General features: G+C 60.0%; 9 protein-coding genes. 5 read left to right on the forward strand and 4 right to left on the reverse strand.

Annotation, left to right across the window (positions count from 1 at the left end):
• Nucleotides 1-67 precede the first annotated feature (67 nt).
• The gene (locus BMZ32_RS03310) at nt 68-328 is read left to right on the forward strand and encodes a YebG family protein (RefSeq protein ID WP_090239536.1); all 261 of its coding nucleotides are present in this window, start codon (nt 68-70) and stop codon (nt 326-328) included.
• Nucleotides 329-492: 164 nt separating this feature from the next.
• Here the strand turns inward: BMZ32_RS03310 and BMZ32_RS03315 are convergent, their stop codons facing one another.
• The 4 genes from BMZ32_RS03315 to BMZ32_RS03330 all read right to left on the reverse strand — a co-directional run bounded on the left by BMZ32_RS03315 (nt 493) and on the right by BMZ32_RS03330 (nt 7,509).
• Nucleotides 493-1,512, reverse strand: a complete 1,020-nt coding sequence (locus BMZ32_RS03315) for a Leu/Phe/Val dehydrogenase (RefSeq protein WP_090239539.1) — start codon at nt 1,510-1,512, stop codon at nt 493-495.
• Between the two features lie 131 nt (nt 1,513-1,643).
• Nucleotides 1,644-4,181: a helix-turn-helix transcriptional regulator gene (locus BMZ32_RS03320; RefSeq protein WP_090239541.1), complete on the reverse strand. Its 2,538-nt coding sequence runs from the start codon at nt 4,179-4,181 to the stop codon at nt 1,644-1,646.
• 155 nt (nt 4,182-4,336) lie between these two features.
• A complete protein-coding gene (locus tag BMZ32_RS03325) occupies nt 4,337-5,707 on the reverse strand; it encodes a DUF1329 domain-containing protein (RefSeq protein WP_090239547.1) in 1,371 nt (456 codons plus the stop codon).
• 29 nt (nt 5,708-5,736) lie between these two features.
• Nucleotides 5,737-7,509: a DUF1302 domain-containing protein gene (locus BMZ32_RS03330; RefSeq protein ID WP_090239550.1), complete on the reverse strand. Its 1,773-nt coding sequence runs from the start codon at nt 7,507-7,509 to the stop codon at nt 5,737-5,739.
• A 570-nt stretch (nt 7,510-8,079) separates the two neighbouring features.
• Between BMZ32_RS03330 and gcvH the strand changes: the two genes are divergently transcribed.
• The 4 genes from gcvH to BMZ32_RS03350 all read left to right on the forward strand — a co-directional run bounded on the left by gcvH (nt 8,080) and on the right by BMZ32_RS03350 (nt 14,257).
• Nucleotides 8,080-8,463 (forward strand): glycine cleavage system protein GcvH, encoded by a 384-nt coding sequence (gene gcvH / locus BMZ32_RS03335; protein WP_090239561.1) that lies wholly within the window; start codon nt 8,080-8,082, stop codon nt 8,461-8,463.
• A gap of 9 nt (nt 8,464-8,472) precedes the next feature.
• The gene (gene gcvP / locus BMZ32_RS03340) at nt 8,473-11,325 is read left to right on the forward strand and encodes an aminomethyl-transferring glycine dehydrogenase (RefSeq protein ID WP_090239564.1); all 2,853 of its coding nucleotides are present in this window, start codon (nt 8,473-8,475) and stop codon (nt 11,323-11,325) included.
• A gap of 217 nt (nt 11,326-11,542) precedes the next feature.
• Nucleotides 11,543-12,796, forward strand: a complete 1,254-nt coding sequence (glyA, locus tag BMZ32_RS03345; RefSeq protein ID WP_090239566.1) for a serine hydroxymethyltransferase — start codon at nt 11,543-11,545, stop codon at nt 12,794-12,796.
• An 84-nt stretch (nt 12,797-12,880) separates the two neighbouring features.
• The gene (locus BMZ32_RS03350; RefSeq protein ID WP_090239569.1) at nt 12,881-14,257 is read left to right on the forward strand and encodes an L-serine ammonia-lyase; all 1,377 of its coding nucleotides are present in this window, start codon (nt 12,881-12,883) and stop codon (nt 14,255-14,257) included.
• The last annotated feature ends 45 nt before the right edge of the window (nt 14,258-14,302 follow it).

Here is a 14,302-nt window from a genome sequence, read left to right on the forward strand (position 1 = left end):
TGCTCGCAACACTGTATGCATAAACAGTCTATTGCAACTTATCAGCGTGAAGGCGTAGAGGTGATGAATGGCCGTCGAAGTGGTGTACCGCAGCAGCCGGGATTTGGAGCGTTTGTTCATGGATAAAGCCGAAGCCGACCGTCATGACAAAATGCTTGAGCTGGCTGAACTGCTCACCGAGGTGCTGCAGAAAGCCGTACCGTCGCTGAATGAAGCCCAGGGCGAAGAGCTAGGGATTTACATGGCGAAGAACCGCGATGTTTTCGCCAAGGCCTTCAAGAACCAGCCTGACGCCTTGAGTGAGCTGAACCAACCCGCTGTCGAGTAACGCGCAACCTGGTAAACAAAACCCCAGCTAATCACTGGGGTTTTGTGTTTTAAGCAAATACTAACTGCACCGTGGGAGGCGCTTTAGCAGCGAGCGTTCTATCGCAGGATCGCGGCTAAAAAGGATCGCCGCCCGGCCCCTCCCAAGCAGACGGCTTGGCCCACTCAGCCGTAAAGTAGCCGCTCGGCGATGGCATCGGCGACCCGTGCGGGCGAGCGTTTGTCGGCCTGGGCATGGCCGAAGATTTCCGTCAGCCGCCGACTGATTTGCGTCAGGTGCGCGGTGATCGCCACCAGGCTTTTGCCTCGATGCTTCAGCGCCACGTAGATCAGCCCACCGGCATTGATCACATAATCCGGCGCATAAAGTATTCCCCGCGCCTGCAGGTTATCGGAGATATCGGCACTGGCCAGCTGGTTGTTCGCCGCCCCCGCTACCGCCGAGCAGCGCAGTTGACTGACTGTTGTAGCGCTCAATACGCCGCCCAGCCCGCACGGCGCAAGAATGTCGCAGGGAATTGCCAGCAACGCCTCATTGGCCACAGGACGCGCGCCCAACTGCACAACCGCTCGCTGTACGCGGTTGTGATCCAAATCACTGACCAGCAACTCGGCACCGGCAGCATGTAGCTGCTCGGCCAAGGCATAGCCAACATTGCCCAGCCCCTGAATTGCCACCCGCAAGCCTTCCAGGTTGTCGCTACCCAGGCGCGCCAGTGCGGTCGCGCGAATACCGGCGAACACGCCCATGGCCGTGTGCGGCGAGGGGTCGCCTTCAGCCGTGGTGCTGGTAACGTGCTGAGTGTGCTGCGCGATGCAATCCATATCGACGCTGGAGGTACCGCTGTCCATGGCGGTGATGTAGTGGCCGTTGAGGGTTTCGATAAACCGACCAAAAGCTTCGAATAGCGCACCTCGATTCTCGACATGCGCAGGGCGGATGATCACCGCCTTGCCGCCGCCCTGCTGCAGGCCAGCCAACGCCGCTTTGTAGCTCATGCCTTTAGCCAACCGCAGCACATCATCGATGGCGCTGCGGGTATCGGCATAGGGCAGGTAACGACAACCGCCGAGCGCAGGGCCCAGACGGCTGTTGTGAATGGCAATAATAGCCTGCAGACCGGTCAGCGGGTCCACGGCGAAGTGCAACGACTCCAGCCGGGCGGTTTCCATTAGGGCGAACATGCTGTGGCTCCCGAACTGATTTGCAAATCAGTATAGGCACCTGCTCTGCCGACACCCTCCCGGCGGTCAGTTGCTCAAGCACTCGGTCGCGCAACAGGTATCCAAGGGGCGATAAGCCGCCGGGCTCTGCTCTAGAACAGACCCAGTGCTTTAGCCTTGGCTACCGCTTGCGTACGCCGCGACACGCCCAATTTGCCGTTGATCCGCCGCGCATGGGTTTTAACCGTATGCAGCGAGATGAACAGTTGCTCGGCCACCTCTTGATTCGAACAGCCCTGCGCGATCAAGCGCAGCACGGCCAACTCACGCAGGCTCAGGGCATTGGCCGCTGTCGGCGGCGCGTTTTGCGGGTCACCTGTCGGCGTGGCTACCGTGAACCAGAGGCAGTGATAATCCAGGCGCCGGCGCAGCGCCTGTGCGCTTTCACGCGCCTGCTCGGCCGCCGTTTTATCATCAAAAAGTTCACAGACCTGGGCATAACCCAGCCAAATTTCACTGGCGAGAGCCTGCCGCCCCTGCCCCAGACTTTGCGCCAACAACTGTTGCAGCGCATCACGCACATCCTTGCCCTGCTGCAGATCCAAGTGCAGCAATAACAGCTGCAAACGCGGAATCAGTTCAGGAAAGTTTGGCGTTGGCAGAATCTCCTTAACCTTCTGCTCATAAGCCAAAACCCTGCACACCGCCATACGCGCCCGCTCATGGTGGCCCTGGGCAACCCATAAATGACTGCTAGCTAACAGCAGGGTGCCGCGGTAGAGGGTTTCACTGACATGTTGGCGTTGCATCAGGCGCTCAGCCTCGCCTAAATGCGCAAAGGCGCCGGCAAAATCACCCTGCCCCATGGCTAACTCAGCCAAGCCGAGATAACCGTGAAACGCTCCTGGGTCACCGCAATTAAGCGCCTGCTCCAGGCCACTGGCAAACCCTGCCGCGGCCTCGCAAGGCCGCCCCTGGCGTAACTGCACCCGAGCCAAACGCAGCTGCAATCGCGCCAGCACGGGGGTCTTTTGCAGTGCCGCTGGATGGGTTGCCGTCAGTACCCGCTGGAGCAGCGTTTCAGCACGGGCAAACTCGCCGCGGGCTTCCAACAACAAGGCATGGTCCAGCTCCAGCAACGCTTCGAACACGGCATTGTCGTGCAAGCGTGCCTGCTTCAGCGCCTCGAAACTGAGCTTTTGCGCCAGCTCCAAATCGCCCCGGCCAATCGCCACCAGGGTCAATGCCGAGCGGCACAGCAACGACTGTGACCAGGCGCTTTCCGGTAACCCCTGCAAGGCCTCAAGCAAATGGCTGCGCGCAGTCACCGCACACACCCGACCGTAGGCGATGATCCCCTGGATCGCCTGCCAGTGGGCAAACAACTCACGGGTACGCGGGCCGTCGCTGCGAGGCTGAAACTTGGTCAGTTGATCGATACAGAGCTGCGCCTCATCCAGGCGCCCCACCAGCAGCAAGACCCAGGCATTCAGCAGAATAAGTCGCGGCGTGCTGCTCAACAGGCTCTCCGGCAACTCGCTGCGCCAGCGCAAAATCAGCGCCAAATCCTGACCTTGCAGCACCTGCTCCTCGGTAAAACGCTCAAGAAAACTACTGGCCACCTCCGGCTGACCGGCCAGCAGCGCATGCTCTACCGCTGCACGAATATCACCCTGGCTGGCAAACCACTGACTCGCATGCACATGCAGCGCGCCATAGGGCACGCCCGCTGTCTGCCGCTGCAATAGCGTGGCCAAAGGCGTGAACAGCACACACCAGCCCTTGGCTGCCTCAAGCTCCTGAATAAACAGGCCACGCTCAATCAGCTGGCGCAGCCAGTTCGCCCCCTCGCCCACACCGAAGAGATGATCACACAGCGCCAGGTTGAAGCAGGGCAGCTGGGCCAACTGGTAGAGCATCTGCAGCAGCTCATGCGGTAAATCGTGCAGGACCTCGCGCTCGACGTACTCAGCCAGCAGGTGATCATGCTCGGCATCCAGCGGCGCATCCGCCTCAGCATGCTCGGCCTGAGCGGCCAACAAGCGCAGGCGCAAGGCCGCTGGCCAGCCCTGGGTCAGCCCGTGCAGTTCAGGCGCCCAGGCGCTGCGGGCCGGGTCCAACTGCAGCAGCCAAGCTGCAACCTCGGCCTCGGTAAACGACAGATCCGTCGTGCCCAGCTCGAGCAGCTCGCCCTCCAACAACAAACGCGACAGGTTGCAGGCCGGGCGACGACGACTGCCCAGCCACCAACAAACACCAGCAGGTGTCACCGTGAGTAATTGATTGAGGAAATCATCCAGGGCGCTGTCAGGTCGTGCGGGGTAATCATTGAGCATGATCCACAGCCGCCGCGACTCCTGCGCGAGCGCCGCAAGCACGTCGTCAGCGTTCAGCTGCGCGGGGTAATCAAGCAGTTTGCCCAGTTGCTGGGCGAGGTGCTCGACCGGCATGCCATCAGCGCCACAGTTGAGCCAAAGCAGCTGACAGCCCGGCGGACACTCACGGGCACAGTCGGCGAGCAATACGGTTTTGCCGAAGCCTGCTGGGGCGATCAGCAATCGCAACCGACAGTCTTGCGCGAGTAGGCGTTGCTGCAGGGCCAATCGGCGAATATGGCCTGGAGGTGGGCGCTTGACGCTGCCGCAAGAAGACGCAGCGACGCTCAGCGAGAAAGGCGCTAATGCGTTCATGGCGGCTCGTTTTATTGTTCTAGCGTAACCGGGTCATCGCAGGCTAAACGCCAAGGCCCGAGGCTTACAGTTCTATAACAGCAGGTGATGGTGGGCGATAAAAAAAGCGGCCCGCAGGCCGCCCAATCACGGAGTAGCTGTTGTTGCCTGACGGTTTAGCGCACGCCGGAGCTGCGCAAAGCAGCCGGTGTGTAGTCCGCCGCCGAGGCCTTGAAGCCGAAGTTGTACGCTGACTTTTCTTCGTTTTTCATGCCCAGCGCCAAATAGCGACCGGCCACCAAGTCATACAGCGCTTCAAGGGTGTAGCCCGGCACCTGGTGGTTGAAGTACTGCTGCGCATGGCCCTCGGCCACACGCCAGAGCTGACCGCGACCATCGTAATGATCGACCAGGGCAATCTGCCAGCTGTCCTCATCCACATACATATGGCGCTTGGCATAGATATGCCGTTCGCCACTCTTCAGGGTGGCCACCACCTCCCAGACCCGGTGCAACTCGTAGCGGGTCAGGTCCTGATTGATATGCCCGGCCTTGATCACGTCGTCATACTTCAGCGACGGTGAGTCGAGCTTGTAACTGTTGTAGGGAATGTACATTTCCTTCTTGCCGACCAACTGCCAGTCGTAGCGATCCGGTGCCCCGGAGAACAAGTCGAAGTTATCCGCCGTGCGCATGCCATCAGCGGCGGTGCCTGGGCCGTCGTAGGCGACCTGCGGCGCGCGGCGTACCCGGCGCTGGCCGGCGTTATAGATCCACGCCAGGCGCGGCTCCTTGACCTGGTCAATGGTCTCGTGCACCAGCAACACGTTACCGGCCAGGCGCGAGGGCGCCGTCACCCGCTGCTTGAAATACAGCAGTATGTTGCTGCCCTTGGCCGGATCAAGGTCAGGCATGTCCGCCGGGAACGCCACCTCATCCTCGAACTTCACCAAGCTATAGGAGCCACTGGTCTGTGGCGTAGCCTGCGTGACCACACGACGAGTATTCCCGCCGCGGTAACGGGTGATGTGGTTCCACACCACCTCGACACCGCTTTTGGGAATCGGGAAAGCGTAGTAGCGGCTAGCATTGAAGTTCTGCAAACCGTTGCCACCATCTACCGGCGTGGTGTTGAGCGCACTGACCTTGGCTGCATCACCAATAGCAGTAGGTACGGCGGTGGTGCGATGGGTGGGATAAACCGGGATTTTGTAGCTGTCCGCGTAGCGCTTGAACATGGCCATTTGACCGGCTGACAGCTTGTCTTTGTACTGCTCAGCATTGGCGGCGGTGATGGTGAACAACGGTTGCTCGCTGGCATAGGGGTCAGCGAGAAAGCCTTTGCCATCAACAGCGGCGGCACTGGTGGAAAGACCACCATCCCAGGCAGGGATACTGCCGTCGGCATTACCGGCCATTTCCCCACCCAGTGGCGTCAGGCTGGCGCCCAGTTTGGCGGCTTCTTGCTCGGAGACTGCAGCCATCACACTGCTGGCTAACATCGTCAGGGCCAGCGCGCCCGCTTGCAGGATTCTTGTGCTTTTCATTGTGTACGGATCCTTTTGCACTGCGTTGATCAGAAGTTCACACCAAAACTCAGGGCGACAAAGTCACGGTCGACATTGGTGTTGTAATCACCGCCAAAGAAGTCGGTGTAACTGAGGCTAGCGTTGTAGGTGTTCTGGTAATCGGCACTCAGACCGAGACTGACGGCTTTGGTACCCTCACTGAAGTTGGGTCCATAACCATCGACGTCATGCGACCAAGCGATGCTCGGCGTCAGGTTGATGCCGGCGAAGACGTTGCTGTAATCAGCACTGGCGCGCAGGCGATAACCCCAGGAGCTGCTGGTGACGAAACCATCGTCATTGCACTCATCTGGGTTGGCGGTATTCAGCGAGCCGGTACAGGCTGCATTAGGGGTTAATTCACCAATGCCATAGACCGGATCGCGACCGAAGCGCAGGTCGCCGACATCATTACTGATACCGCTGACATGGTTGTAACCCACCTCACCGAGCAGGGTCAGGCGGCTGGCACCGAGTACCCGATCGAAGAACTGCACCGCGGTAATCTGAGCCTGTGTCACCGGCTTGCGTACATAGCCGGGAATCTCTTCGCCAGCTACATTGCGCGCATGGCCACTGGTGAACACTGGCGAATTGGGCAGTGCAAGCGAGGCAAAGGTCAGATCAGTGGAGTTAATCGAAATCGGCATGTTCGGCCGGTAACTCAGCTCTCCAGATAATGCAGTTCCGTTGACGTTGGTCTGGAAGCTGACGCCATAGAGGCGGATATCCTCGGGGTACTCAAGAAAGTAACGCGCATTCGGCGCGCCCGGAATAAGGGTCGCAGACGGCGTGGTGGTGCGCACGAAACTGCCGCTGGGAGTACGGCTGTGATAGTTCATGGCATACAAGCCGAACTCGGTGTCATTCAGCGATTCCGCGAACCAGCGCAGCGCAACCCCGAACTGGCCACTGTCGCGCGCATCCCGATCACCGCCACGCGGGACATAAATGGGATTGCCTGGAGCACCGGTGTTGTTCGAGGCACCTGGCGCCACATCGGAACCAAACACCGCCAGGCGGTCGTTACAGCCATCCGCCGCCGTATCACTGGGCGCGAAGAACGTGCCGCAGTTATCGATGACCGTCTGGTCCCACTCCAGCTGGTAAAAGGCCTCCATGCTCAGGCTGTCAGTCAGGCTCTGTGATACGTAGAGCATGTTGACCGGAATCAACCCCTCCTTGATCTCTGCCCCAGGTCGACGGAAGGCAGCGGCATCCACCGGGTTGATCGAGTTGATCGAGTTCTGGATAAAGGTACTTTCGCCCCAGCTGACCACTTGCTTACCCACGCGCATACTGCCCGGCATGCTGCCCAGGCTGTAGTTGTGGTAGATAAAGGCATCAAGAATTTCCGCACCGGAGGCCTGCGCCGCTGTTTTGCGGTTGCTGTCATCAATGTCGTACAGCAGGCGGCTTTCGTCCTTGGTTTCGAAGTCGTACCAATACTTGCCGCGGATAAATACGCCGGTATCGCCGTACTTCAGCTCAAGGTCGTGAATACCCTTGAAGATCTTCGAGAAGGTTTCGCCCTTCTTAAAGTTCAGGCGGCCGTCATCGTTGGTTTGCGATGACGCCTTGCCGCCATTGCGAGTGCCTATGAAGTCAGGGTCAGCACCGCGCACGCTCCAGCTGGCACCCACCGAAAGGGATGAATCGAACTGCCCTTCGACCTCCCCGATATTAAATGTTAAGGCCTGGACAGGCGCGACGCAGCCTACAGCGATGGCAACCGCCAAAATGCTGGGCTGGAAGATGGCATGTCTTGTTGTTGTTCTCATGCGGCTCTCCGAAAAGCGAGGGTTTCGTGTTGAAGCCTCACGCTACCCAGCCACCTTGAACGGGATAAGCGCCCGAAAGAGGTATTTGCCCTGTCAACCGAAAGAGTGAATAGCCGTCTAAAAGGCAGCCCTCGAGCAGCCTATGGCGCATTTCAATGGCGCTGCATAGGCTGGATGAATAGTCATGGCCGCTCGCCAGGGGTAATGGCCACTGCTGCCGATTAATTCCGAGCCGCGCTACCGCGAGAACGGCAGCCGCCAACAGCGCCCACCTGAGAGTCGTATCGAATTAGGTACGCCGTAGTGAAATCAACACGAATCATTAAAGCCACGCAATCAGTGCCTTTGCTGCAGGCATGAGCGAAATCCCCCGCCTACCTGTATCGAAAACGCCACACCCGGTAGAAAAATATATTCATTAAAATAATCTAAGTTATTGTTTTTATTGATAAAAATAACAATGGCACCTACTTTGCTAAGGTCTTTTCATCTTACGTTCGTTGCTCCGCACGAACGTCCAGTACATCGCCCCCAACAGAAAGGGCGAGTCATCACCCTTGAGGAGTTCACATGAGCGAATTGCGTTTTACCGTTGAGCACGAATGGCTGCGTCAGGATGCCGATGGTCTGGTTACCGTAGGCATCACCGCCTTTGCCCAGGAAGCCTTGGGTGACGTGGTGTTCGTGCAGTTGCCCGAAGTCCAGAGCTATGCCGAGAACGACGAAGTGGCTGTGTTGGAATCGGTAAAAGCCGCAAGCAATATCGCCATGCCGCTGGACGGTGAGGTTGTTGAGATCAATGCCGAGCTAGAATCCAGCCCTGAGCTGGTTAACGAAGATCCCCTGGGCAAAGGCTGGTTCTTCCGCTTCCGGCCGGCCAATGCCAGCGCGGTAGCAGGCCTGCTCGATCAGGCCGCCTACGAGCGCCTGCTCAACGCCAACGCTGACGCCTGAGAGATTGCAATGACCAAGCTGACCACCCAGAACGAATTTATCGCCCGGCATATCGGCCCACGCGACGCTGATACAGCGGCCATGCTCGAGCTGCTCGGCTACGCCAGCATCGACGCGCTGACCGATAACGTCATTCCCGAAAGCATCAAGGGCTCGAGCATTCTCGGCTCGCAGCCGGGCCTGTCGGAAGCCGACGCCCTGGCCAAAATCAAGACCATCGCCAGCAAAAACCAGCAGCTCAAGACCTTCATCGGCCAGGGTTACTACGGTACCCACACGCCTAGTCCGATCCTGCGTAACCTGCTGGAAAATCCGGCCTGGTACACCGCTTACACCCCGTATCAGCCAGAGATTTCCCAGGGCCGCCTGGAGTCCTTGCTGAACTTCCAGACCCTGATCACCGACCTCACCGGCATGCAGATCGCTAACGCGTCCTTGCTCGATGAAGCCACCGCAGCCGCCGAAGCCATGACCTTCTGCAAGCGCCTGTCGAAGAACAAGGCCAGCAATGCCTTCTTCGCCTCGCAGCATTGCCACCCACAAACCCTCGACGTGCTGCGCACCCGTGCCGAGCCGCTGGGCATTGAAGTTGTAGTGGGCGACGAAGCCAGCATCACCGACGCCAGCGCCTACTTCGGCGCGTTGCTGCAGTACCCGGCGAGCAATGGCGACATTTTCGATTACCGCGAGCTGGTTGCGCGCTTCCACACCGCCAATGCATTAGTCGCGGTAGCCGCCGACCTGCTGGCCCTGACCCTGCTTACCCCGCCGGGCGAGTTTGGTGCCGACGTGGCCCTGGGTAGTGCGCAGCGCTTCGGTGTGCCGCTGGGCTTTGGTGGCCCGCACGCGGCCTACTTCGCCACCCGCGATGCATTCAAGCGCGACATGCCGGGCCGCTTGGTCGGCATGTCGATTGACCGCTTCGGCAAGCCGGCCCTGCGCCTGGCCATGCAGACGCGCGAGCAACACATCCGCCGTGAGAAGGCCACCAGTAACATCTGTACCGCTCAGGTGCTGCTGGCCAACATCGCCAGCATGTACGCCGTGTACCACGGCCCGAAAGGCCTGACCCAGATCGCCCAGCGTACTCACCAGTTCACCGCGATCCTGGCCAAGGGCCTGCGCGCCCTGGGTTATAGCGTCGAGCAGACATTCTTCTTCGATACCCTAAGCCTGGCCACCGCTAGCAAAACCGCCGCGCTGCATACCGCTGCTCGTAAAGCAGGCATCAATCTGCGCGAAATCGATAGCGAGCGTCTCGGCCTGTCGCTGGATGAAACCACCGACCAAGCCTCTGTTGAAGCACTACTGGCAGTGTTCGCTGACGGCAAAGCCGTTCCGGCATTCGCGGAACTGGCAACTGGCGTAAGCGCACAACTGCCGCACGGCCTGCTGCGTGAATCAGCAGTGCTAAGCCACCCGGTGTTCAACCGTTATCACTCGGAAACCGAGTTGATGCGCTACCTGCGCAAGCTGGCTGACAAGGACCTGGCGCTGGACCGCAGCATGATTCCGCTGGGGTCCTGCACCATGAAGCTCAACGCTGCCAGCGAGATGATCCCGGTGACCTGGGCCGAGTTCGGCAACCTGCACCCCTTCGCGCCCGCTGAGCAAAGCCAGGGTTACAGCCAGTTGACCACCGAACTGGAGGCCATGCTCTGCGCGGCCACCGGTTATGACGGTATCTCCCTGCAGCCGAATGCTGGCTCCCAGGGCGAGTACGCCGGCCTGCTGGCCATTCGTGCTTACCACCTGAGTCGCGGCGATGACCAGCGCGATATCTGCCTGATCCCGCAATCGGCCCATGGCACCAACCCAGCGACCGCCAGCATGGTCGGCATGCGCGTGGTGGTGACGGCGTGCGACAGCAACGGTAACGTCGACATCATTGACCTCAAGGCCAAGGCCGAAGAGCACAAAGAGCGTCTGGCCGCGCTGATGATCACCTACCCGTCGACCCACGGTGTGTTTGAGGAAGGCATCCGCGAAATCTGCCAGATCATTCATGACAACGGCGGCCAGGTGTACATCGACGGCGCCAACATGAACGCCATGGTCGGCCTCTGCGCCCCAGGTCAGTTCGGCGGTGACGTCTCGCACCTGAACCTGCACAAAACCTTCTGCATTCCGCACGGCGGTGGCGGCCCAGGTGTTGGCCCGATTGGTGTTAAGTCGCACCTGATACCGTTCCTGCCCGGCCACGCCAGCATGGCGCGTAAAGAAGGTGCCGTCAGCGCCGCACCGTTTGGCAGCGCCAGCATTCTGCCGATCACCTGGATGTACATCAGCATGATGGGCGGCGATGGCCTCAAGCGCGCTTCGCAGATCGCTATTCTCAACGCTAACTACATCGCCCGCCGCCTCGAAGAGCACTACCCTGTGCTGTATTCGGGCAGCAACGGCCTGGTGGCGCACGAGTGTATTTTGGACATCCGACCGATCAAGGACAGCAGCGGCATCAGCGTTGACGACGTAGCCAAGCGCCTGATCGACTTCGGCTTCCACGCCCCGACCATGTCCTTCCCGGTAGCGGGCACGCTGATGATTGAGCCGACCGAAAGCGAATCCAAGGAAGAACTGGACCGCTTCTGCGACGCCATGATCGCCATCCGCGAAGAGATTCGTGCAGTGGAGGCAGGTCATCTAGACGCCAACGACAACCCGCTGAAAAACGCGCCGCATACCGCACTGGAATTGGTCGGTGAATGGACGCACGGCTACAGCCGCGAACAGGCGGTGTACCCAACCGCTACGCTGATCGACGGCAAGTACTGGCCACCGGTCGGCCGCGTCGACAACGTCTTCGGCGATCGCAACCTGATCTGCGCCTGCCCGTCCATCGAGGCCTATCAGGACGCTTAAGGCGATAAAAACCGTAGGATGGGTTGAGCGCAGCGATACCCATCACGCCGCAACAGTCATCATCGATGGGTTACGCGGCGCTCAATAGCAGCGTTGTCAGCATGTCCAGTGCGATGCGCCGCCCATCCTACGGTTTTGCTTACCCAAGAATTTTGACTCACCCCTACCCGGGGCGGGTCAGTTGCACCCAAAACAACAACAAGCGAGGGACCTCAGCATGTTCAGCAAACACGATCAACTGCAAGGCTATGACGACGCCCTGCTCGCCGCGATCAACGCCGAAGAGCAACGTCAGGAAGACCACATCGAGCTGATCGCCTCGGAAAACTATTGCAGCCAACGCGTCATGCAAGCACAAGGCAGTGGCCTGACCAACAAGTACGCCGAAGGCTATCCGGGCAAACGTTACTACGGCGGCTGTGAGCACGTAGACAAGGTCGAGGCCCTCGCGATCGAGCGCGCCAAGCAGTTGTTCGGTGCCGACTACGCCAACGTGCAGCCGCACTCCGGCTCATCCGCCAACAGTGCGGTGTACCTGGCGCTGATCAATGCCGGCGACACCATTCTCGGCATGAGCTTGGCCCACGGCGGCCACCTGACTCACGGCGCCAAGGTGTCGTCCTCCGGCAAGCTTTACAACGCCGTGCAGTACGGCATCGACGAGCAAGGCCTGATCGACTACGCCGAGGTCGAGCGCCTGGCCATCGAACATAAGCCGAAGATGATCGTCGCCGGTTTCTCCGCTTATTCGCGCACCCTGGATTTCGCCCGTTTCCGCGACATCGCCGACAAGGTCGGTGCCCTGTTGTTTGTTGATATGGCCCACGTCGCCGGTTTAGTCGCCGCCGGCCTGTACCCCAACCCAATTCCCTTCGCTGATGTGGTCACCACCACCACCCACAAAACCCTGCGTGGCCCGCGTGGCGGTTTGATCCTGGCCCGCGCCAATGCCGAGATCGAGAAAAAGCTCAACTCCGCAGTATTCCCTGGCAGCCAAGGTGGCCCACTGATGCACGTGATCGCGGCCAAGGCCGTGTGTTTCAAGGAAGCGCTGGAGCCGAGCTTCACGGTTTACCAGCAGCAGGTGATTCACAACGCTCAGGCGATGGCTGAAGTGTTCGTTGGCCGCGGCTATGACGTGGTCTCCGGCGGCACCGACAACCACCTGATGCTGATCAGCCTGGTCAAGCAGGGCCTGACCGGTAAAGCCGCCGACGCGGCCCTGGGTGATGCGCATATCACGGTGAACAAGAACGCTGTGCCGAATGACCCGCAATCGCCCTTCGTCACCTCTGGCATTCGCATCGGTACCCCAGCGGTCACCAGCCGCGGCTTTAAACAAACCGAGTGCCGCGAACTGGCCGGCTGGATCTGCGACATTCTCGATGAGCTGGACAACCCAGCCGTGATCGAGCGCGTCCGTGGTCAGGTCGCCAAACTGTGCGCCACCTTCCCGGTCTACGCTGACTAACAAGCCGTTGAACTATGTAGGCGTGGCTATCCGCCGCGCCGCATCCACGCCAACCCACGAGGCTGGCTCAGCGCCGGAGAAAACATGTCACTCAGCGTTTTTGATTTATTCAAGATCGGTATCGGCCCATCCAGCTCGCACACCGTGGGCCCGATGCTCGCCGCCTTGCGCTTTGCCGAAGGCCTGCGCCGCGACGATTTACTCACCAACACCGATAGCATCAAGGTCGAGCTGTACGGCTCCCTCGGCGCCACCGGCAAAGGCCATGGCAGCGATAAGGCGGTGCTGCTCGGGCTTGAGGGCGAGCAGCCAGACACGGTAGACACCACTAGCGTCGACGCCCGCCTAGCGGCAATCCGCAGCAACGCCGAGCTCAATCTGCTCGGCGAAAAGCCAATCCGTTTTGTCGAAAAACAACACCTGGCGATGATCCGCAAGCCGCTGGCCTTTCACCCCAACGGCATGATCTTTCGTGCCTTCGACGCCGCCGGTTTGCAGATTCGCTCGCGTGAGTATTACTCGGTGGGCGGCGGTTTTGTGGTGGATGAACAAGCCGCCGGCGCCGACCGCATCGTCGAAGACACCACCCCGTTGCAATACCCCTTTACCACCGGCAAGCAGCTGTTGGCGCATTGCGCCGAGCACAACCTGTCGATCAGCCAGGTGATGCTCGCTAATGAAGCCGCCTGGCGACCGGAAGCGGAAACCCGCACGCGCCTGCTGCATATCTGGCAGGTGATGCAGGATTGCGTCGAGGCCGGATGTCGCAACGAAGGCATCATGCCCGGCGGCCTCAAGGTCAAACGCCGCGCGGCAGACTTACACCGGCAACTGTGCAAGCACCCAGAAGCGGCTCTGCGTGATGCCCTGAGCGTGCTCGATTGGGTCAACCTCTATGCCCTGGCGGTCAACGAAGAAAACGCCAGCGGCGGTCGCGTGGTCACTGCGCCGACCAATGGCGCAGCCGGTATCGTGCCGGCAGTGCTGCACTACTACAGCCGCTTTATCCCCAGCTCCAATGATGACGGCATCGTGCGCTTTCTGCTCACCGCCGCAGCTATTGGCATCCTCTACAAGGAAAACGCCTCGATCTCCGGCGCTGAAGTCGGCTGTCAGGGTGAAGTCGGCGTGGCCTGTTCGATGGCGGCTGGCGCACTCTGCGAAGTGCTCGGCGGCAGCGTCAACCAGGTGGAAAACGCCGCCGAAATTGGCATGGAACACAATCTAGGTCTGACCTGCGATCCCATCGGCGGACTGGTACAGGTACCCTGTATCGAACGCAACGCCATGGGCTCGGTGAAGGCAATCAACGCCGCACGCATGGCCCTACGCGGCGACGGCCAGCACTTTGTGTCACTGGATAAAGTCATTCGCACCATGCGCCAGACCGGTGCAGACATGAACAACAAGTACAAGGAAACCGCCCGCGGCGGCCTAGCAGTCAATATTATCGAGTGCTAAGTCGGGCGCAGTCCGCAACACCCTTACATCATTACCGGTGCCCCA

The organism is Pseudomonas guineae (assembly GCF_900113745.1).
GTDB classification, from domain to species: domain Bacteria; phylum Pseudomonadota; class Gammaproteobacteria; order Pseudomonadales; family Pseudomonadaceae; genus Aquipseudomonas; species Aquipseudomonas guineae.

Bases quoted from the DNA above. Each gene is read 5' to 3' on its own strand.
- BMZ32_RS03325 (WP_090239547.1), bottom strand. From the start codon at position 5,707: ATGAAAAGCACAAGAATCCTGCAAGCGGGCGCGCTGGCCCTGACGATG.
- glyA (WP_090239566.1), top strand. From the start codon at position 11,543: ATGTTCAGCAAACACGATCAACTGCAAGGCTATGACGACGCCCTGCTC.
- BMZ32_RS03350 (WP_090239569.1), top strand. From the start codon at position 12,881: ATGTCACTCAGCGTTTTTGATTTATTCAAGATCGGTATCGGCCCATCC.
- BMZ32_RS03330 (WP_090239550.1), bottom strand. From the start codon at position 7,509: ATGAGAACAACAACAAGACATGCCATCTTCCAGCCCAGCATTTTGGCG.
- BMZ32_RS03310 (WP_090239536.1), top strand. From the start codon at position 68: ATGGCCGTCGAAGTGGTGTACCGCAGCAGCCGGGATTTGGAGCGTTTG.
- gcvP (WP_090239564.1), top strand. From the start codon at position 8,473: ATGACCAAGCTGACCACCCAGAACGAATTTATCGCCCGGCATATCGGC.
- BMZ32_RS03315 (WP_090239539.1), bottom strand. From the start codon at position 1,512: ATGTTCGCCCTAATGGAAACCGCCCGGCTGGAGTCGTTGCACTTCGCC.
- BMZ32_RS03320 (WP_090239541.1), bottom strand. From the start codon at position 4,181: ATGAACGCATTAGCGCCTTTCTCGCTGAGCGTCGCTGCGTCTTCTTGC.
- gcvH (WP_090239561.1), top strand. From the start codon at position 8,080: ATGAGCGAATTGCGTTTTACCGTTGAGCACGAATGGCTGCGTCAGGAT.